This is a genomic window from Streptomyces sp. NPDC056347 (genome assembly GCF_042262625.1).
In the GTDB taxonomy this organism is placed as follows: Bacteria; Actinomycetota; Actinomycetes; order Streptomycetales; family Streptomycetaceae; genus Streptomyces.
In genome coordinates, this window is record NZ_JBHJQP010000002.1 from 102,305 (window position 1) to 119,827 (window position 17,523).

General features: G+C 72.0%; 18 protein-coding genes and 1 tRNA gene. 12 read left to right on the forward strand and 7 right to left on the reverse strand.

The genetic code is table 11. The features are described 5' to 3' along the window. The first annotated feature begins 6 nt into the window (after positions 1–6). Genes ACFCV8_RS01260 through ACFCV8_RS01275 form a run of 4 tightly spaced genes read left to right on the forward strand, consistent with a single transcriptional unit; the run spans position 7 to position 1,921 of the window. Positions 7–609 (forward strand): 4Fe-4S dicluster domain-containing protein, encoded by a 603-nt coding sequence (locus ACFCV8_RS01260; protein ID WP_376683153.1) that lies wholly within the window; start codon positions 7–9, stop codon positions 607–609. Further along, the gene (locus tag ACFCV8_RS01265; RefSeq protein WP_376683154.1) at positions 606–1,274 is read left to right on the forward strand and encodes a Rieske (2Fe-2S) protein; all 669 of its coding nucleotides are present in this window, start codon (positions 606–608) and stop codon (positions 1,272–1,274) included. Before ACFCV8_RS01260 ends, ACFCV8_RS01265 begins: the two co-directional genes overlap by 4 nt. Then, positions 1,271–1,693 (forward strand): hypothetical protein, encoded by a 423-nt coding sequence (locus tag ACFCV8_RS01270; protein ID WP_376683155.1) that lies wholly within the window; start codon positions 1,271–1,273, stop codon positions 1,691–1,693. Before ACFCV8_RS01265 ends, ACFCV8_RS01270 begins: the two co-directional genes overlap by 4 nt. A gap of 24 nt (positions 1,694–1,717) precedes the next feature. After that, complete coding sequence (locus ACFCV8_RS01275) at positions 1,718–1,921, forward strand: hypothetical protein (protein ID WP_376683156.1); 204 nt, start codon at positions 1,718–1,720, stop codon at positions 1,919–1,921. Between the two features lie 55 nt (positions 1,922–1,976). Here the strand turns inward: ACFCV8_RS01275 and ACFCV8_RS01280 are convergent, their stop codons facing one another. The 6 genes from ACFCV8_RS01280 to ACFCV8_RS01305 form a co-directional block, all read right to left on the reverse strand. Next, positions 1,977–2,450, reverse strand: a complete 474-nt coding sequence (locus tag ACFCV8_RS01280) for an MscL family protein (protein WP_376683157.1) — start codon at positions 2,448–2,450, stop codon at positions 1,977–1,979. Between the two features lie 129 nt (positions 2,451–2,579). Then, positions 2,580–3,140: a hypothetical protein gene (locus ACFCV8_RS01285; protein ID WP_376683158.1), complete on the reverse strand. Its 561-nt coding sequence runs from the start codon at positions 3,138–3,140 to the stop codon at positions 2,580–2,582. A gap of 365 nt (positions 3,141–3,505) precedes the next feature. Then, entirely contained in the window at positions 3,506–4,339 is an 834-nt protein-coding gene (locus ACFCV8_RS01290) for an S-methyl-5'-thioadenosine phosphorylase (protein ID WP_376683159.1), read from the reverse strand. An 88-nt stretch (positions 4,340–4,427) separates the two neighbouring features. Next, positions 4,428–4,769, reverse strand: a complete 342-nt coding sequence (locus ACFCV8_RS01295; protein WP_376683160.1) for an FmdB family zinc ribbon protein — start codon at positions 4,767–4,769, stop codon at positions 4,428–4,430. A 66-nt stretch (positions 4,770–4,835) separates the two neighbouring features. Further along, entirely contained in the window at positions 4,836–6,119 is a 1,284-nt protein-coding gene (locus ACFCV8_RS01300; RefSeq protein ID WP_376683161.1) for an MFS transporter, read from the reverse strand. Between the two features lie 394 nt (positions 6,120–6,513). Further along, positions 6,514–8,025 carry a potassium/proton antiporter gene (locus ACFCV8_RS01305; protein WP_376683180.1) on the reverse strand — a complete coding sequence of 504 codons (1,512 nt, stop codon included), beginning with the start codon at positions 8,023–8,025 and terminating at the stop codon, positions 6,514–6,516. Positions 8,026–8,257: 232 nt separating this feature from the next. Here ACFCV8_RS01305 and ACFCV8_RS01310 point away from each other — a divergent pair, with 232 nt between their 5' ends. Continuing rightward, on the forward strand, positions 8,258–11,014 hold the full coding sequence (locus ACFCV8_RS01310) for a penicillin acylase family protein (RefSeq protein ID WP_376683162.1): 2,757 nt from the start codon (positions 8,258–8,260) through the stop codon (positions 11,012–11,014). Positions 11,015–11,024: 10 nt separating this feature from the next. Here ACFCV8_RS01310 and ACFCV8_RS01315 read toward each other — a convergent pair whose 3' ends face one another. Further along, positions 11,025–11,606, reverse strand: coding sequence for a 5-formyltetrahydrofolate cyclo-ligase (locus ACFCV8_RS01315; protein WP_376683181.1), 582 nt, complete (start codon positions 11,604–11,606; stop codon positions 11,025–11,027). Positions 11,607–11,720: 114 nt separating this feature from the next. Between ACFCV8_RS01315 and galU the strand changes: the two genes are divergently transcribed. The 7 genes from galU (at position 11,721) to ACFCV8_RS01350 (ending at position 17,217) form a co-directional block, all read left to right on the forward strand. Continuing rightward, positions 11,721–12,623 carry a UTP--glucose-1-phosphate uridylyltransferase GalU gene (galU, locus tag ACFCV8_RS01320; RefSeq protein WP_376683163.1) on the forward strand — a complete coding sequence of 301 codons (903 nt, stop codon included), beginning with the start codon at positions 11,721–11,723 and terminating at the stop codon, positions 12,621–12,623. A 4-nt stretch (positions 12,624–12,627) separates the two neighbouring features. Next, the gene (glp, locus tag ACFCV8_RS01325; RefSeq protein ID WP_376683164.1) at positions 12,628–13,938 is read left to right on the forward strand and encodes a gephyrin-like molybdotransferase Glp; all 1,311 of its coding nucleotides are present in this window, start codon (positions 12,628–12,630) and stop codon (positions 13,936–13,938) included. Positions 13,939–14,065: 127 nt separating this feature from the next. Further along, positions 14,066–14,575, forward strand: coding sequence for a cyclic pyranopterin monophosphate synthase MoaC (gene moaC, locus ACFCV8_RS01330; protein WP_376683165.1), 510 nt, complete (start codon positions 14,066–14,068; stop codon positions 14,573–14,575). Continuing rightward, a complete protein-coding gene (locus tag ACFCV8_RS01335) occupies positions 14,572–15,093 on the forward strand; it encodes a molybdenum cofactor biosynthesis protein B (protein ID WP_376683166.1) in 522 nt (173 codons plus the stop codon). Before moaC ends, ACFCV8_RS01335 begins: the two co-directional genes overlap by 4 nt. After that, the gene (locus tag ACFCV8_RS01340; protein ID WP_376683182.1) at positions 15,090–15,722 is read left to right on the forward strand and encodes a GNAT family N-acetyltransferase; all 633 of its coding nucleotides are present in this window, start codon (positions 15,090–15,092) and stop codon (positions 15,720–15,722) included. Before ACFCV8_RS01335 ends, ACFCV8_RS01340 begins: the two co-directional genes overlap by 4 nt. Before the next feature lie 159 nt (positions 15,723–15,881). Beyond that, positions 15,882–17,048: a gephyrin-like molybdotransferase receptor GlpR gene (gene glpR, locus ACFCV8_RS01345; RefSeq protein ID WP_376683167.1), complete on the forward strand. Its 1,167-nt coding sequence runs from the start codon at positions 15,882–15,884 to the stop codon at positions 17,046–17,048. A gap of 95 nt (positions 17,049–17,143) precedes the next feature. Next, positions 17,144–17,217, forward strand: a tRNA-Ala gene (locus ACFCV8_RS01350). Positions 17,218–17,523: the final 306 nt, after the last annotated feature.

A 17,523-nucleotide genomic window follows, 5' to 3' on the forward strand; every position in this document is an offset into this window, starting at 1 on the left:
ACGCCCATGATGGGCCGAACGATCTTCATCGACCCCGGTCGCTGCATCGGCTGCCAGGCCTGTGTCTCCGCCTGCCGGGAGTGCGACTCGCACCGCGGCAAATCGATGATCCACCTCGACTACACCGACGAGGGCCATTCCGTCGCCTCCCTTCCCACGGTCTGCATGCACTGCGAGGACCCGGTCGCCCCGTGCGCCGAGGTCTGCCCCGCCGACGCGATCCTGGTGACCGCCGACGGCGTGGTCCAGCAGGCCGACACCACCCGCTGCATCGGCTGCGCCAACTGCGTCAACGCCTGCCCCTTCGGCGTACCGAAGATCGACCTCGGGGCGAAGCTGCAGATGAAGTGCAACCTCTGCTACGACCGCACCGCCCACGGCCTCGCCCCCATGTGCGCGACCGTCTGCCCGACCGGAGCCCTGTTCTACGGGACCCTCGAGGAACTCCAGGCCGAGCGCCCCGGCGTCCAGGTCGCCGACTCCTTCACCTTCGGCCGGAGCGAGGTGCGCACCGGAGTGGCCATGGTCGTGCCCGCCGACCGGGTCCGGTGGCCGGTCCCCGGCGGCCTGCCCGTCGTCGAGATCAACGGGAAGGACGTCCGCCGATGAGCGTCACCGACCAGCCGCCCGCCGGCGACCCGCGCGAGGCCCTGCACGACCGGATCGCCGCCGACTCCCTCACCACCCGGCGCGACTACCTCCGGATCGTGACGACCGTCTCCGGCGGGCTTGCCGTCGGCGGCCTCGGCGTGGCCTGCGGAATCCTGCCGCGGCACGGCGAGCCCGAGGGCGCCGGGGCGCCCGCGCCCAAGCGGATCGCCGCCCAGCTCCTGCCCGGGGAGTCCCTCGCCTTCCGCTACCCGCAGGAGGAGGACCGGGCGGTCGCCGTGCGGCTGGACGACGGCACCCTCGTCGGCTACTCCGCGATCTGCACCCACCTCGCCTGCGCCGTGCTGTGGCGCAAGGACCGCGGTGCCGAGGGAGAGCTGTACTGCCCCTGCCACGAGGGAATCTTCGACGCCCGCACCGGCGAGGTCACCGCCGGGCCGCCGCCCCGGCCGCTGCCCAAGGTGGTGCTCGCCGAACAGCCCGACGGGAGCATCTGGGCGGTGGGCACGACGCGCTCGGGCGAGAGCGTCCAGCACGGACTGTGCCGTCAGCTCGGGGAGGACCGCCCGGACCTCGCCTCCCGGATCGGCTGCCCGGCCGTACGGGACGGCGGCGCGGAGGCGCCCGCGCGCACCACCGCCGAGACCCCCGGCAGGCCCTCATGACCGACACCCCGCAGCCCGGGAGCCCGCAGCCCGGGAACCCGCAGGCGGGAAGCCTTCACTCCGGCGGCCCGCAGTACCCGGAGTACCACCCGGGCAGTGCCCGCCCCGAACTGAACCGCCCCGTCCACGAGCGCTACCCGCAGATCCGGGCCACCAGTGGCTACGGCGATCCCCGGGTCCGCCACACCGGTCCCGGCCCCGGAGCGGGCACCGACCAGGAACCCGAGCGGTCCTCGAAGCTGACGGCCCGGCTGACCCTCGCCATGACCGTGGTCATCGGCCAGCTCTGGGGCCTGACCGTCGTCATCGACGCGTGGATGGAGGGCCACACCGCCACCGCCTGGTGGGGCGCGGGCTTCCTCTGCCTGTCGTTCCTCGTCGTCCTCGGGCTCTGGCTGATCGACCCGAAGGACCGCTGACCGCCGCCGCCGTACCCTTTATGTATGAGTACCGCCCCCGCCCCCGGCCCGCGTGATCCGAAGCGGCAGCCGGGACCGAAACCGAAACCGGCTCTGGTCTTCGACGATCCGCTGGACCAGCAGTCCTCGGACGATACGGACCAGGGGTGGGGCGAGCGGGCCCCGGCAGGTGGCAGCGCCGCCGATCTGGCGCGCTTCCTCGACGAGAAGCCGCCCCACCACATCTGATCTCCTGCCCCGTGGTGGTCCGGCAGCGCTGCTGCCCGCGCCCGCGACGCGGGCCTCAGCCCGTCGGACCGCCGCGCTGTGCGACCAGGGCGTCGCGGATCTCCTTCAGCACCTCCAGCTCGCTCACCTCCAGCGTCTCCTGGACGCCGTCCTTCGCGGCCTGCATCGCCGCCCGCTTGGCGAGGTACCTCGACATCGGCAGGATCAGCAGGAAGTAGACGACCGCGGCCGTGATCAGGAAGCTGAGCGCGGCACTGAGCACCGAGCCCCACAGGATGCGGATGCCCTCGGTCGCCTCGCCCGTCTTCGGGTCCGTCACGCAGGGCCCTTTGAGGCAGGAGCTGTAACTCTCCAGATCCTTGGTGCCGAACGCGCCGACCAGCGGATTGATCACGCCCTTGACGAACGCGTTCACGATCTGGGTGAACGCGGCGCCGATGACGACGGCGACCGCCAGATCGATCACGTTGCCGCGTGTCAGGAAGGCTTTGAACCCTTCCAGCAGGCTGACCTTCTTCTTCTCGCTCACGGATGGGCCTTCCTTCGCGTGTGCCGTAGGCAGAGCAAACTCGTGTGCAACTTACGGCAGTAAGCGGAGAAAACGCCCAATTCCGACCCTCGTTAAGGTGACTTGATCGGTCGTCAGTACGAATGCGAGTCAGCACAGGGTCACCGCCAGCGGGGACGAGACGGCCGCACCCGCCAGGGCGGTGGCCGTGTCCCGGGGGACGGACAGCACGATCAGCGCGCCGTCCTGCGTGCCACCCTCGGCCGGGGACGGCGGAACCTCCCTGACCAGCGCGCCCTTCGCCAGCACCCGGGCTCCGGTCCCGCTCCCGGGCCCCGCCCGCCCGGCGGCGATCACGTCCACATGGTCACCGGGACGCAGGAGGCGCACCGCCCCCGCATCCGCGATCCGGACCGGCGCGGAGACCTGCCGCGCCGGCCGCCGGGCCCGCTCCGGCACCTCCCCGGCTCCGCTTCGGGCTCCCGCCCCGTACGCGGCCGGGCCGCCCGGGACCGTACCGCCGCCACCCGGCCCCGTGGCACCGAGCACGGCGGCCGTCAGGGCCAGCCCGGCGGCCAGGGCCCGACGCTGCCGCCACACGACCTGCCGCAGCCGCCGCCCGCCGCCCCCGCCTCCACCACGCACCCGCAGCGGCCCGAAGGCGGGCACCGCACGGTTCGGCGGCGCCGCGAAGGGAGCGGGCGGCGACACGGAAGGAACGGGGAAAGAAGCCGCGGAAGGAGTGGAGAAAGGAGCAGCGGAAGGAACGGGGGAAGAAGCCGCGGAAGAGGCGGAGAAAGGTGCGGAGAAAGGTGCGTCGGAGCGAGGAGGGGAAGAGGCAGCGGGCCGCGAAGCCGGGGAGGACGGGAGCATGATCGGACCACCTGTCGCGAGGAGAGCCGGACGGACCCCCTCACGATTCACCGTCCGCACGATCCCCGCCGGAGCCTGTGGACGCCGACGGCGTTGTGGACAACGCCGTCACCCACTCACGCCACGGCGGCCACCCCGGCCCCGGAGCAGCGCTCCCCGGCCCCACCCCGGCACTCCCCGGACCCGCGCTCCCCGGCCCCGGACTACGGCAGCTCGAACCCCGGATCCATGCCGTCCAGCGCGCGCGAGCAGGGGCAGTCCCGGTCCGCCTCCGTCGGCAGCGCGGCGACCACGTCGAAGAGCACCGAGCGCAGCCGGCCCACATTGGCCGCGAACACCTCCAGCACCTCCGCGTGCGAGACCCCCTCGCCGGCCTCCGCGCCCGCGTCCAGGTCCGTCACCAGCGTCGTCGTCGTGTAGCAGAGGCCCAGCTCACGGGCGAGGACGGCCTCCGGGTGACCGGTCATGCCGACCACCGACCAGCCCATCGCCGCATGCCAGCGCGACTCCGCCCGGGTCGAGAAGCGCGGCCCCTCGACGACCACCAGCGTCCCGCCGTCCACCGCCTCCCAGCCCGCCGCCCGCGCCGCCGTCAGCGCGGCCCGGCGTCCCTCGGGGCAGTACGGGTCGGCGAAGCCCAGGTGCAGCACGTTCGGCCGCACGCCGTCGGCCCGGGGCTCCCCGTCGTAGAAGGTCTGCGTCCGGCTCTTGGTGCGGTCCACCATCTGATCGGGGACCAGCAGGGTGCCCGGCCCGTACTCCGGGCGCAGGCCGCCCACCGCACACGGGCCGAGAACCTGGCGCACCCCGACGGAGCGCAGCGCCCACAGGTTGGCCCGGTAGTTGATGCGGTGCGGCGGCAGGTGGTGGCCGCGGCCGTGGCGGGGGAGGAAGGCGACCCGGCGGCCGCCGACCTCGCCCAGGAAGAGGGAGTCGCTCGGTTGCCCGTACGGGGTGTCCACACGGACCTCCGTCACGTCCTCCAGGAAGGAGTACAGGCCCGAACCGCCAATGACACCGATCTCTGCGTTCGACATGCGATCACAGTATCGGCGCCGGAAACGCGAGGAGCCCCGGCCGAAGGAATCGGCCGGGGCTCCCCGGAAAGAGAGCGAGGCGAGTGGCTCAGGCGGCCGACGTACCGCTCGTCGAGGACGACGACGAGGACGCGGTGGACGTCGACGTCGAGGAGGACGAGGCGGAAGAGGACGTCGACGACGACCCGGAGTCGGACGAGCCGGAACCGGACGTCTTCGACGAGGACGAGGCCGGCGTGCTGCTCGACGAGGAGCCACGGCTGTCGTTCCGGTAGAAGCCGGAGCCCTTGAAGACGATGCCGACCGCCGAGAACACCTTCTTCAGGCGTCCGTCGCAGCTCGGGCACACGGTGAGGGCGTCATCGGTGAACTTCTGCACCGCCTCGAGGCCCTCGCCACATTCGGTGCACTGGTACTGATAGGTCGGCACTTGCTCCTCCTGGCACTCTGACTCAATGAGTGCTAACGACGCTCCATACTGACGTATTCCGCTGCATCAGTCCACCGTGACCGGCTTCCGGTGACCGATCCCACGTGCCACGGTCCGCCCGTGGGGGGCCGGAACCAGCCGTGAACGCAGCCCCGCCAGGGTGGCCAGCGCCAGGACCGTGGCGACCAGGGGCACCACGAATCCGGTGCTCGCCCCGTGGGCGTCCGCGAGCCGCCCGGCCACCGTCACCGCGGCCGCCTGGCCGAGCGCCACCGAGCCCGTGAGCCAGGTGAACGCCTCGGTCCGGGCGGACCCCGGCACCAGCGCCTCGACCAGCGTGTACCCGCTGATCAGGGCCGGGGCGATGGAGAGGCCCACCAGCAGACCGAGCCCGGCCAGCAGCGGCACCGAGTGCACGGCCCACAGCCCGGACGCGGTCAGGGTCAGCGCCGCGTACCCGGCGAGCAGACGGCGGCGCGGCCCGCTCTTCCAGGCGATGGCGCCGCAGGCGATCCCGGCGAGCATGTTGCCCGCCGCGAAGACCCCGTACAGCAGCCCGTTGGCGCCCGGGCGGCCGATCTCCTCGGCGAAGGCGGTCAGCGAGACCTGCATGCCGCCGAAGACCGCGCCGATGCCGAGGAAGGCCACCGCGAGCACCCGTACACCCGGTACGGACAGGGCGGAGGCGTGCCGCTCGGCGGGGTTGGACGCGGCGGCGCGCACCGCCGGCTGGGTGCGGTGCTGCGCGGCGAAGAGCAGACCGCCCGCCAGGGTCAGCGCCGCTTCGGTGACCAGTCCGGCCGCCGGGTGCACGCCGGTGCACAGCGCGGTGGCGAGCACCGGGCCGATGACGAAGGTGAACTCGTCCGTCACCGATTCGAAGGCGGCCGCGGTGGGCAGCAGCGGCGAGGCCTCACGCCCCGGCGCCGCCCCCAGCAGTGCCGCCCAGCGGGCCCGCACCATCGGCCCGACCTGCGGAACGGACGCGCCCGTGGGCACGGCCGCCAGGAACAGTGCCCACAGCGGCGCACCGGCCAGCGCCAGCGCGGTCAGCGCCGACACGGAGGCCGCGTGCACCAGGACGCCGGGCAGCAGCACGGCGCGCTGCCCGAAGCGGTCGGCGAGCTTGCCGGTCTGCGGCGCGAACAGCGCCATGGAGACGCCGGTCACGGCGGCGACGGCGCCCGCGCTGCCGTACGAGCCGGTCGTGTGCTGGACCAGGAGCACGATGCCGATGGTCAGCATCGCGAAGGGCTGCCGGGCGGCGAAGCCCGGGAGAAGAAATGTCCACGCACCCGGGGTGCGCAGCAACTGCCCGTATCCGGGGCGGTCGGTGACCGTGGACGCCACGGTCCATGCCTTTCTGCCGCCTGGTGGCCGGGCCCCCGCGGGCCGTCGGCACGGGGCGCCGACGGGCTCGTACGGGTGCTGCCGAGAGCTGTCCTCTTCGCGCGGAACTGCGGTAGATGCCGGGCGCTCAGCAGAGGCGGAGGACGCCACGACCGCCATACGGTCGCGCCAGCTCTGCGTCAGGCAGAGTTGGTCGTTCGGGTTGGTCGATCGGGCCGCGCGCCCCCGGGCCGGGGACGGACGGCTTCCTTCATGCTACAGGCAGGTGTCCTTGTGAACCTGTGAATGTGTGCGGGGAACCCTGCCCGCACCGAGGAACCCTGGCCGTGCCGAGGGGTGCCCCTGCCCGTGTCGACGGGCCGGGAACCCCGCCCGTCCCGGCGGCCGGGGTGTTTCAGAGGTGGGCCTTGGGCGGTCCGCCGGATCCCAGCCAGCCCGCGAGCTTGCCGCCCTCGCCGACCGCGCGCAGCCGTTCCTCCGTCGCGTCGCGCACCGGATCGGTGGTCACGACCAGCAGCTCGTCGCCGCGCCGCAGCACCGTCGAGGGGGCGGGGACGAAGCTCTTCCCGTCGCGTACGACCAGGGTGACGGCGGCCCCGGACGGCAGCCGCAGCTCGCCGACCTCCACACCGTGCATCTTCGACCGGCCGGGGATCGCCACCGACAGCAGATGGCCGCGCAGCCGCTCCAGCGGCGCCGACTCGATGCCCAGGTCGGCGGCCTCGGCCGGGTCGTCGGCGATCTTCAGGGCCTTCGCCAGCCAGGGCAGGGTCGGCCCCTGGATCAGGGTGTAGACGACGACGAGGACGAAGACGATGTTGAAGATCCGGGTGGAGCCCTCGACCCCGGCGACCATCGGAATGGTCGCCAGGATGATCGGTACGGCGCCGCGCAGCCCCGCCCAGGACATCAGCGCCTTCTCCTGCCAGGGCAGCCGGAACGGCGCCAGCGAGATGAAGACCTCCAGCGGGCGCGCGACCACGGTCAGCACCAGGCCCACGACGACCGCGGGCCAGAAGTCGTCGAGCAGGTCGTGCGGGGTGACCAGGAGGCCGAGCAGGACGAACATCCCGATCTGGGCCAGCCAGCCGAGCCCGTCGGCGAAGCCGCGGGTGGCGGGCCAGTGCGGCAGCTTGGCGTTTCCGAGGATCATCGCGGCCAGGTAGACGGCCAGGAAGCCGCTGCCGTGGACCAGGGCGCCCGCCGCGTACGCGGACACCGCGATCGCCATCACGGCGATCGGGTAGAGGCCGGAGGCGGGGAGCGCCACGCGGCGCAGCCCGAACGAGCCGAGCCAGCCGACGGCGATGCCCATGGCCGCGCCGATGGCGAGCTCCAGGGCTATCTCGCCGACCAGGACGTACCAGCTGTCCACCGGCCCCTTGGTCGAGAAGGCGACGACGAGGATGACCACGGGGGCGTCGTTGAAGCCGGATTCCGCCTCCAGCACACCGGTTATCCGGGCGGGCAGCGGCACCTTGCGGAGCACGGAGAAGACCGCGGCGGCGTCCGTCGACGAGACGACCGCGCCGATGATCAGCGACTGCCGCCAGTCCAGGCCGACCAGATAGTGGGCCCCGGCGGCCGTGACGCCGACGCTGATCGCGACACCTACCAGGGAGAGCACGGCCGCGGCGGGCAGCGCGGGCCGGATCTCCTTCCACTTCGTGCCCAGGCCGCCCTCGGCGAGGATCACGACCAGTGCGGCGTAGCCGATGACCTGGGTCAGTTCCGCGTTGTTGAACGAGACGTCGAAGATGCCGTCCTGTCCCATCACGATCCCGATGCCGAGGTACAGCAGCAGGCTGGGGAGCCCGCTGCGCGACGAGACGCGTACCGCCGCCACCGCGACGAGCAGGACGAGCGAGCAGACGAGCAGGAGTTCGTTGAGCGTGTGGACAGACAGTGGCCGTTCCTTCCCCGCGTGCGCCTGCCGAGTCGTTCGACTCTCGGCATCGGCCGTCGACGGCCGGTACTTCGTTACCTTACCTAATCTTTAACGCTTTCTTGACGGGTTCGGGCATCCGTACGATCGCTATGTCATGCGAGCCATTCCCATACCGCGTCGGAGCCGCTCCGGTCCTGCGCCTATGGTTGCTCCTGCACTCCCAGGACCACCTGCCCCTCGAAGGACAGCGATGCCCGCCAATACCACCGCCTCTTCCGACGCCACCGGTGCTGCCGGTGCGAAGACCGGCCGGAAGAAGGGGCGACGTGCCCGCCTGATCGTCATCGTTCTGGTTCTGGCGCTTGTCGCGGGTATCGGATACGGGGCGTTCTGGTCCGTATCCACCGTGCGGGCCTCCTACCCGCAGACCACCGGCTCGATCAAGCTCGACGGCCTCGGCGCCGATGTCGACGTCAAGCGCGACAGTTACGGCATCCCGCAGCTGTACGCGGACACCGACGCCGACCTCTTCCGCGCCCAGGGCTACGTCCAGGCGCAGGACCGCTTCTGGGAGATGGACGTACGCCGTCACATGACGGCCGGTCGGCTCTCCGAGATGTTCGGCTCCGGGCAGGTCGAGACCGACGCCTTCCTGCGCACGCTGGGCTGGCGCAAGGTCGCGCAGGAGGAGTACGACAAGGTCCTGTCCGAGGACACCAAGAAGAACCTCCAGGCGTACGCGGAGGGTGTGAACGCCTACCTCAAGGGGCGCGACGGCAAGGACATCTCCGTCGAGTACGCGGCCCTCGGCCTCACCAACGACTACAAGCCCTCCGAGTGGACCCCGGTCGACTCGGTCGCCTGGCTCAAGGCCATGGCCTGGGACCTGCGCGGCAACATGCAGGACGAGATCGACCGCTCGCTGATGACCAGCAGGCTCGACGACAAGCAGATCGAGGACCTCTACCCGGAGTACCCGTACAAGGAGCACCGCCCGATCGTCGAGCAGGGCGCCGTCTCCCCGGTCACCGGGAAGTTCGACCCGGAGGCGAAGCCGTCCGACACCCTCGGCACCGGCACCGGCACCGCGCAGGGCGCCGCCGAGGGGCTGAACACCCAGCTCGCCTCGCTCTCCGAAACCCTCGACCAGGTCCCGGCGCTGCTCGGCCCGAACGGCAACGGCATCGGCTCCAACTCCTGGGTGGTCTCCGGCAAGTACACGACCACCGGCAAGCCGCTGCTGGCCAACGACCCGCACCTGGCGCCGCAACTGCCCTCGCTCTGGTACCAGATGGGTCTGCACTGCCGCGAGATCTCGGCGAAGTGCCAGTACGACACGGCGGGCTACACGTTCTCCGGCATGCCCGGCGTGATCATCGGTCACAACCAGGACATCGCCTGGGGCTTCACCAACCTCGGCGCCGACGTCACCGACCTCTTCCTGGAGAAGGTCTCGGGCGAGGGCTACCTCTACGACGGCAAGGTCAAGCCCTTCACCACCCGTGAGGAGACCATCAAGGTCGCGGGCGGCAAGGACCGGACGATCACCGTCCGCGAGACCAACAACGGACCGCTGGTCTCCGACCGCAGCAGCGAGCTGGAGACGGTCGGCCAGAAGGCCCCCGTCGCCAACGCGGCCCCGGACCGCGCCGAGGGGTACGCGGTCGCCCTGAAGTGGACCGCGCTCCAGCCCGGCCACTCCATGGACGCCGTCTTCGAGCTCAACCGCGCCAAGGACTTCACGACCTTCCGCAAGGCGGCCGCGCACTTCGAGGTCCCCTCGCAGAACCTGATCTACGCCGACACCAAGGGCGACATCGGCTACCAGGCCCCCGGCGCGATCCCGGTCCGCCTCAAGGGCGACGGCACGATGCCCAGCCCCGGCTGGTCCTCGGAGTACGGCTGGGAGAAGGCCCCCGTCCCGTTCGACGAGCTGCCCTACGAGCTCAACCCGGAGCGCGGCTACATCGTCACCGCCAACCAGGCCGTCGTCGACGAGAAGAAGTACTCCCACCTGCTGACCAAGGACTGGGGCTACGGCACCCGCAGTCAGCGGATCAACGACCTGATCGAGTCGAAGATCAAGGGCGGGGGGAAGATCTCGACCGAGGACATGCAGAAGATGCAGATGGACAACAACAGCGCGATCGCCGCGCTGCTGGTGCCCGAGCTGATGAAGATCAACATCTCGGACAAGAACGTCCGTGAGGCGCAGAAGCTCCTGGAGGGCTGGGACTACACCCAGGAGCCCGACTCGGCGGCGGCCGCGTACTTCAACGCGGTCTGGCGCAACATCCTCAAGCTGGCCTTCGGCAACAAGCTGCCCAAGGAGCTGCGGGTCGAGGGCGAATGCCTCAACGTGCGCCGGGCCGACGCCTCGGGGCCGGTCGACGAGCAGGACAAGCTGGTGCGCGAGTGCGGTATGCGCGACGCCGACTCGGCCCAGCCGGACGGCGGCGACCGCTGGTACCAGGTGGTCACCGAGCTGATGGACGACCAGGACAACGACTGGTGGAAGACGCCGGGCAACCGCCGCGACGAGCCGACCGAGACCCGCGACCAGCTCTTCGCCCGCGCCATGAAGGACGCCCGCTGGGAGCTGACCGCCAAGCTCGGCAAGGACATCACCACCTGGAACTGGGGCCGGCTGCACCAGCTGACCCTGAAGAACCAGACCCTCGGCACCGAGGGCCCCGACCTGCTCCAGCGGGCCCTCAACCGCGGCCCGTGGAACCTCGGCGGCGGCGAGGCCGCGGTGAACGCCAGCGGCTGGAACGCGGCGGGCGGCTACGAGGTCGTCTGGGTGCCGTCGATGCGGATGGTGGTCAACGTGGGCGACTGGGACAAGTCCCGCTGGATCAACCTGACCGGCGCCTCCGGGCACGCGTTCAGCGCGCACTACACCGACCAGACCGACAAGTGGGTCAACGGTGAGCTGCTCGACTGGTCCTTCGGCACCAACGCCGTCGCCGGGTCGACGACCGACACCCTGACCCTCAAGCCATGACCCGCTGAGGTCAGCGGCCCGTCCGACGGGTCGCCGACGGTGTCACCACCACGTTCACGGGGTGGTCGTGCGGTTCCTCCGGGACCCGCGCGACCACCTCGTCGTCGTAGAGCAGGACGATCAGGGCGGGGTGGGCCCCGGCCGCCGCGAGCCGGGCCAGCACCCGGTCGTAACTGCCGCCGCCCCGGCCCAGCCGCATGCCGCGCCCGTCCGCCGCGAGCCCCGGCAGCAGCACCGCGTCGGCCTCCAGCACCGCCTCGGGCCCCAGCCGCGCACCGTCCGGCTCCAGCAGCCCCCGGCCCGCCCGGGCGAGCCGGTCCGCCCCCTCGTAGCGGGCCCAGTCCAGGTCGTTGTCCGCGAGGAGGACCGGCAGCAGCACCCGTACGCCGCGCTCGCGCAGGGCGTCCAGCAGCACCCGGGTGCCCGGCTCGCCGCCCACCGAGACGTACGCGGCGACGGTACGGGCCTTGGACAGCTCCGGGAGATCCAGTGCCCGCTCGGACAGAACCATCGCGGTGTTCCGCACGTCTTCCCCGGTCAGAAGGCGTCGCGCGGCCAGCAGTTCACGCCGCAGCAGCGCCTTTCGGGACATCTCGGTGTTCAACGGGCGCTCCTGATCTCGCTGGATCCCCAGATGGGCATATAGGTGTACAAAGTTAACCGGACACTCATCTTCCGCACATACGCACCGGTTATCGTTCTGCGCATGACTCAGTCGCACCCCAGGATCAGCAAGGCTGTCATCCCGGCCGCGGGGCTCGGAACCCGCTTCCTGCCGGCCACCAAAGCCACTCCCAAGGAGATGCTGCCTGTGGTCGACAAGCCGGCGATCCAGTACGTCGTCGAGGAGGCCGTGACCGCGGGTCTCTCCGACGTACTGATGATCACCGGACGCAACAAGCGTCCGCTGGAGGACCACTTCGACCGCAATTACGAGCTGGAGTCCGCGCTCACCCGGAAGGGAGACGCCGAACGGCTCAAGAAGGTCCAGGAGTCGAGCGACCTGGCCACCATGCACTACGTCCGCCAGGGCGACCCGCGCGGCCTCGGTCACGCCGTGCTCTGCGCCGAGCCGCACGTGGGCGACCAGCCGTTCGCGGTCCTCCTCGGCGACGACCTGATCGACCCGCGCGACCCGCTGCTCTCCCGCATGGTCGAGATCCAGGAGCGCGAGGGCGGCAGCGTCATCGCGCTGATGGAGGTCGCGCCGGAGCAGATCCACCAGTACGGCTGCGCGGCCGTCGAACCCACCGCCGAGGGCGATGTGGTGAGGATCACCGGACTGGTCGAGAAGCCCGAGCCGGCCGAGGCGCCCAGCAACCTCGCCATCATCGGCCGCTACGTCCTGGACCCCGCCGTTTTCGGGATACTGCGCAGGACCGGACCCGGTCGCGGCGGCGAGATCCAGCTGACCGACGCGCTCCAGCTCCTCGCCGAGGACGAGACCGCCGGCGGCCCCGTGCACGGCGTCGTCTTCAAGGGCCGCCGGTATGACACCGGCGACCGGAGCGACTACCTCCGTGCCATTGTCAGACTCGCGTGCGAACGTGAAGATCTGGGTCCGGACTTCAGGACCTGGCTCCGCAGTTACGTCACCGAGGAGATGTAGCACCTTGAGCAGCACGATGTGGTCGGTGGAAGAACACCTGAAGGACATTCTCGAAGCGGTGCGGCCGCTCGAACCCATCGAGCTGCAACTGCACGACGCCCAGGGCTGCGTCCTCGTCGAGGACGTCATGGTGGAGATCGCCCTGCCCCCCTTCGACAACAGCTCGATGGACGGGTACGCGGTCCGCGTCGCCGACGTCGAGGGCGCCGACGAGGAGTTCCCCGCGGTGCTCACCGTCGTCGGGGACGTCGCGGCGGGCAGCGACGGGCTGAGCGGGGGCCGGGTGCTCGGCCCGGGGGAGGCCGCCCGGATCATGACCGGCGCCCCGCTCCCGGCCGGCGCCGAGGCGGTGGTCCCGGTCGAGTGGACCGACGGCGGTACGGGGGAGGGCCCCGCCGCCGCCATGCGCGCGCACAGCGAGGACCCGGAGGCGTCGGGCGGCGAGGTGCGGGTGCACCGGCCGGTCGGGGCCGGTGCCCATGTCCGGCTCCGGGGCAGCGACGTGAAGCCGGGTGATCCGGCGCTGGGCGCGGGGACGGTGCTCGGCCCGCCGCAGATCGGCCTGCTCGCCGCGATCGGCCGCGCGACGGTGAAGGTGCGGCCCCGGCCCAGGGTCGTCGTCATCTCCACGGGCAGCGAGCTGGTGCAGCCCGGCGAGGAGCTGACCGGCGGCCGGATCTACGACTCGAACAGCTTCGCGCTGACGGCCGCCGCCAAGTGCGCCGGGGCGCTCGCGTACCGCGTCGGTGCCGTCACCGACGACGCCGAGACGCTCCGCGCCACCATCGAGGACCAGCTGATCCGCGCCGACATCGTCGTCACCACCGGCGGCGTCAGCGTCGGCGCGTACGACGTCGTCAAGGAGGCCCTCGCCTCGGTGGGCGACGAGGACGAGGAGGGCGGCGGCATCGACTTCCGCACCCTCGCCATGCAGCCGGGCAAGCCGCAGGGCTTCGGATCGATCGGCCCGGAGCACACCCCGCTGCTGGCCCTGCCCGGCAACCCCGTCTCGGCGTACATCTCCTTCGAGCTCTTCGTACGGCCCGTGATCCGCACGCTGATGGGCCTGCCCGAGGTGCACCGCCCCACCCTCCGGGCCGAGCTGAGCAGCGAGAAGGCGCTCACCTCGCCGCCCGGCAGGCGCCAGTTCCTGCGCGGGACGTACGACGCGGAGGCCGGCACGGTCACTCCGGTCGGCGGTTCCGGCTCGCATCTGGTCGCCGCGCTGGCCCGCGCCGACGCGCTCATCGTGCTCCCCGAGGACGTCACCTCCGCCGAGCCCGGTACGGACACCGAGGTGATCCTGCTCCGCTGACCCCCGGGCGGTGGCGGTACGGTGTCTGCCGCTGTGCCGTCCCGGGGACGTCCCCGGGCCCCGCGGCCCCGCACTCCGGTGCGCGGGCCGCGCGGGAAACCGGCGTCCTACCGCGAGGCGGAGTGAGTTGAGTACGCAGAACAGCCTGACGCACATCGACGACGCGGGCGCGGCCCGGATGGTCGACGTGTCCGAGAAGGCCGTCACGGCGCGGGTGGCCCGCGCGAGCGGCCGGGTCCTCGTCTCGCCGCGCGTCGTCGAGCTGCTCCGCGGCGAGGGCGTCCCCAAGGGCGACGCGCTCGCCACCGCCCGGATCGCCGGGATCATGGGCGCCAAGCGCACCCCCGAACTGATCCCGCTCTGCCACCCGCTGGCCGTCTCCGGCGTCACGGTCGACCTGTCCGTCGCCGACGACGCGGTGGAGATCGCGGCCACCGTGAGGACCACCGACCGCACGGGCGTCGAGATGGAGGCCCTGACCGCGGTCTCGGTCGCCGCGCTCACCGTGATCGACATGGTCAAGGCGGTCGACAAGGCGGCGGTGATCACCGACGTACGGGTCGAGTCGAAGTCCGGCGGCAAGTCCGGCGACTACCACCGCGCCGAGGCCGCCGGGGCCGCCGGGGCGGACACGTGAGCGACCCCGGCAGCGCCCCCGCGGCCCCCTACGCCGCCCTGGTCGTCACCGCCTCCAACCGCGCCTCGGCGGGCGTCTACGCGGACCGGGGCGGCCCCCTGGTCGCCGAGGCGCTCACCGCGCTCGGCTTCGCCGTCGACGGCCCCCTGGTCGTCCCCGACGGCGACCCGGTCGAACAGGCCCTGCGCGAAGGAGTCACCGCCGGGTACGACGTGATCGTCACCACCGGCGGTACGGGCGTCTCGCCCACCGACCGCACCCCCGAGGCCACCCGCCGCGTCCTGGACCGCGAGATCCCCGGCATCCCGGAGGCGATCCGCGCCGAGGGCCGCGACAAGGTGCCCACCGCCGCGCTCTCCCGTGGCCTCGCCGGCACCGCGGCCGGCACCCTCATCGTGAACCTGCCGGGCTCCACCGGCGGGGTGCGCGACGGCCTCGCCGTCCTCACCCGTCTCCTGGTGCACGCCGTCGACCAGTTGCGCGGCGGCGATCACCCCCGACCGGGGAGCTCGAACTGAACGTCTCGACCTGGCCGGTCGTCCTCAGCGACGGAGACGTCGTGCTCCGGCCGATCAAACTGCGCGACCAGCGCGCCTGGCGCGAGGTCAACCGGCGCAACCGCGACTGGCTGCGCCCCTGGGAGGCGACCGTACCGCCGCCCGCCCCGGGCGGACCGGTGGCCCAGCGGCCCACGTACCGTCAGATGATCCGCCACCTGCGGGCCGAGGCCAACGCGGGCCGGATGCTGCCCTTCGCCATCGAGTACCGGGGCCGGCTGGTGGGTCAGCTCACGGTCGCCGGGATCACCTGGGGCTCGATGTGCTCGGGCCACGTCGGCTACTGGGTCGACCAGGACGTGGCCGGCCGCGGAGTGATGCCGACCGCCGTCGCCCTCGTCGTCGACCACTGCTTCCGCACGGTCGGACTGCACCGCGTCGAGGTGTGCATTCGGCCGGAGAACGGGCCCAGCAGAAGGGTCGTGGAGAAACTGGGATTCCGTTCGGAAGGGCTGCGCCCGCGCTATCTCCACATCGACGGAGCCTGGCGGGACCACCTCGTCTATGCCCTCACCGCGGAGGAAGTACCGGACGGGATGCTCCGGCGCTGGTACCGGGCCCGACCTGCGACACCACGTGAAATCAAATAGGTGTTCGATATTTCTCCTTCGTTCGAGCGACATCGCATGGGCAAACACCCATGATTGATCCGAACAAACACAAAAAACGTTTGTGATATCAGCCGGATCGTGCGACACACCGGCGCAATTGGCGGATCCCCCCGCGCAAACCCCTCTACGGTGTGAGACGTGAGCAGCAGCGGCCTCATTTACGCAGTCATCGTCGGGGCCTGGGCCGCCTACTTGGTGCCGATGTGGCTCCGCAGGCAGGACGAGCTCAACGAAGCCCGTCCGACGGAACGCTTCAGCACGGCCATCCGGTTGCTGTCCGGACGGGCGGCGATGGAGCGCCGGTACGCCAAGGACCTGCGGGGGCGCACTGCCGAGGAGGCCGGGCCCGACGACGCCGACCCGGACGTCAGCACGGACCGACTGGATTCCGTGGACGTCCGGGCCTTCGCCGCGCCCGAGGCGCCTACCGGAGCCCGGGTCCACGACCCGGTCCAGGCGCAGGCCCGGACGTCCGCCCCGGCACAGGCACAGGTACCGGCGCAGGTACAGGTACCGGCGCAGGCACCGGCATCCGCGCGGCGTGCCCGGCCGGGTCCGGGCGTGGGCACGGACGCCGAGCGCGCCCGCCGGGCCCAGCGCCTCCAGGTCCTCGCCCGTCGGCGGCGCACCACCGTCGTCCTCTTCCTGGCCTTCACGCTCGGTTCGGTCGTCGCCGCGGTCGGCGGCATCCACTTCCTGTGGGCCCCCGCGGTCCCGGCCGTGCTGCTGAGCACGTACATCGTGCATCTGCGGACCCAGGAGCGGCGTCGGTTCGCCTTCACCATGGACCGGCGCCGGGCCGAGGTGGCCGCGCAGCACCTGCGCGAGAACCGCACCCGCAGGCACCAGCCGGCCGCCCCGTCCGCGGTCGAGCCCGAGGAGGAGCCCGAGGCGCGCCGCCCCGAGCCGGAGCCCGCGCCCGAGGTCTCCCCGCAGGAGGCCGGGCGCCGCGCCCTGGTCGAGCAGACGGACCACGCGGAGTGGGTCGACCAGCAGCGCGAGCGCGGCCCGGCCCGGGGCGACAGCTGGGAGCCGGTCCCGGTCCCGCTGCCGACGTACGTCACCGCCCCGGTCGCCCCGCGTGCCACGGGCGGCGTCGAGGTCGGCAATCCGGAGACCTGGAGCGCCGCCCGCTCCAGCGCCGCCGAGCCGAGCCAGACGGGCACCTCGCACCCCACCGAACCTCCGGCCGACCCGGCCCCGCGCCGCCGCACGGGCCAGTCCCGCCGCACCCGCGACCGCGGCCGGACCCCGCTCTTCGACCAGTACGAGGACGGCGAACGCCCACGGGCCGCCAACGAGTGAGCCCCCGGGTCCCGCCGCGCCACCGCCTCGGCTGACCAGCGCGGACCGGATTTTTGAACATCCCGCAGGGGGTGCTAGAGTTTCACTCGTTGCAAGGGCCTGTGGCGCAGTCTGGTAGCGCACCTCGTTCGCATCGAGGGGGTCTGGGGTTCAAATCCCCACAGGTCCACCGCACACGGGAATCCCGTCCAGTCGTTTCGACTGGGCGGGATTTCTTGGTTCTCGGGGCCGATCGGGCACGACCACCGCTCCGGGCGGGCCGGCGGCGGACCGGTCGGCGGGCGCAACTCCGGTGCCTGCCCGCCGCCGTCCTCGGCGGGACGCGCGTCGGCGCACCACGCCGGCCCCGGGGTGGTGCGCCGCGGCTGCGGCAACGGGCGGGACGGGGAGGCCGGTACGGGAATCCGGGTCGTGGTCGTCGGCGAAGGGGCTCGTGTCCGTGAGCTCGTCCGGAACTTCGTGGACCCGGGCGGAG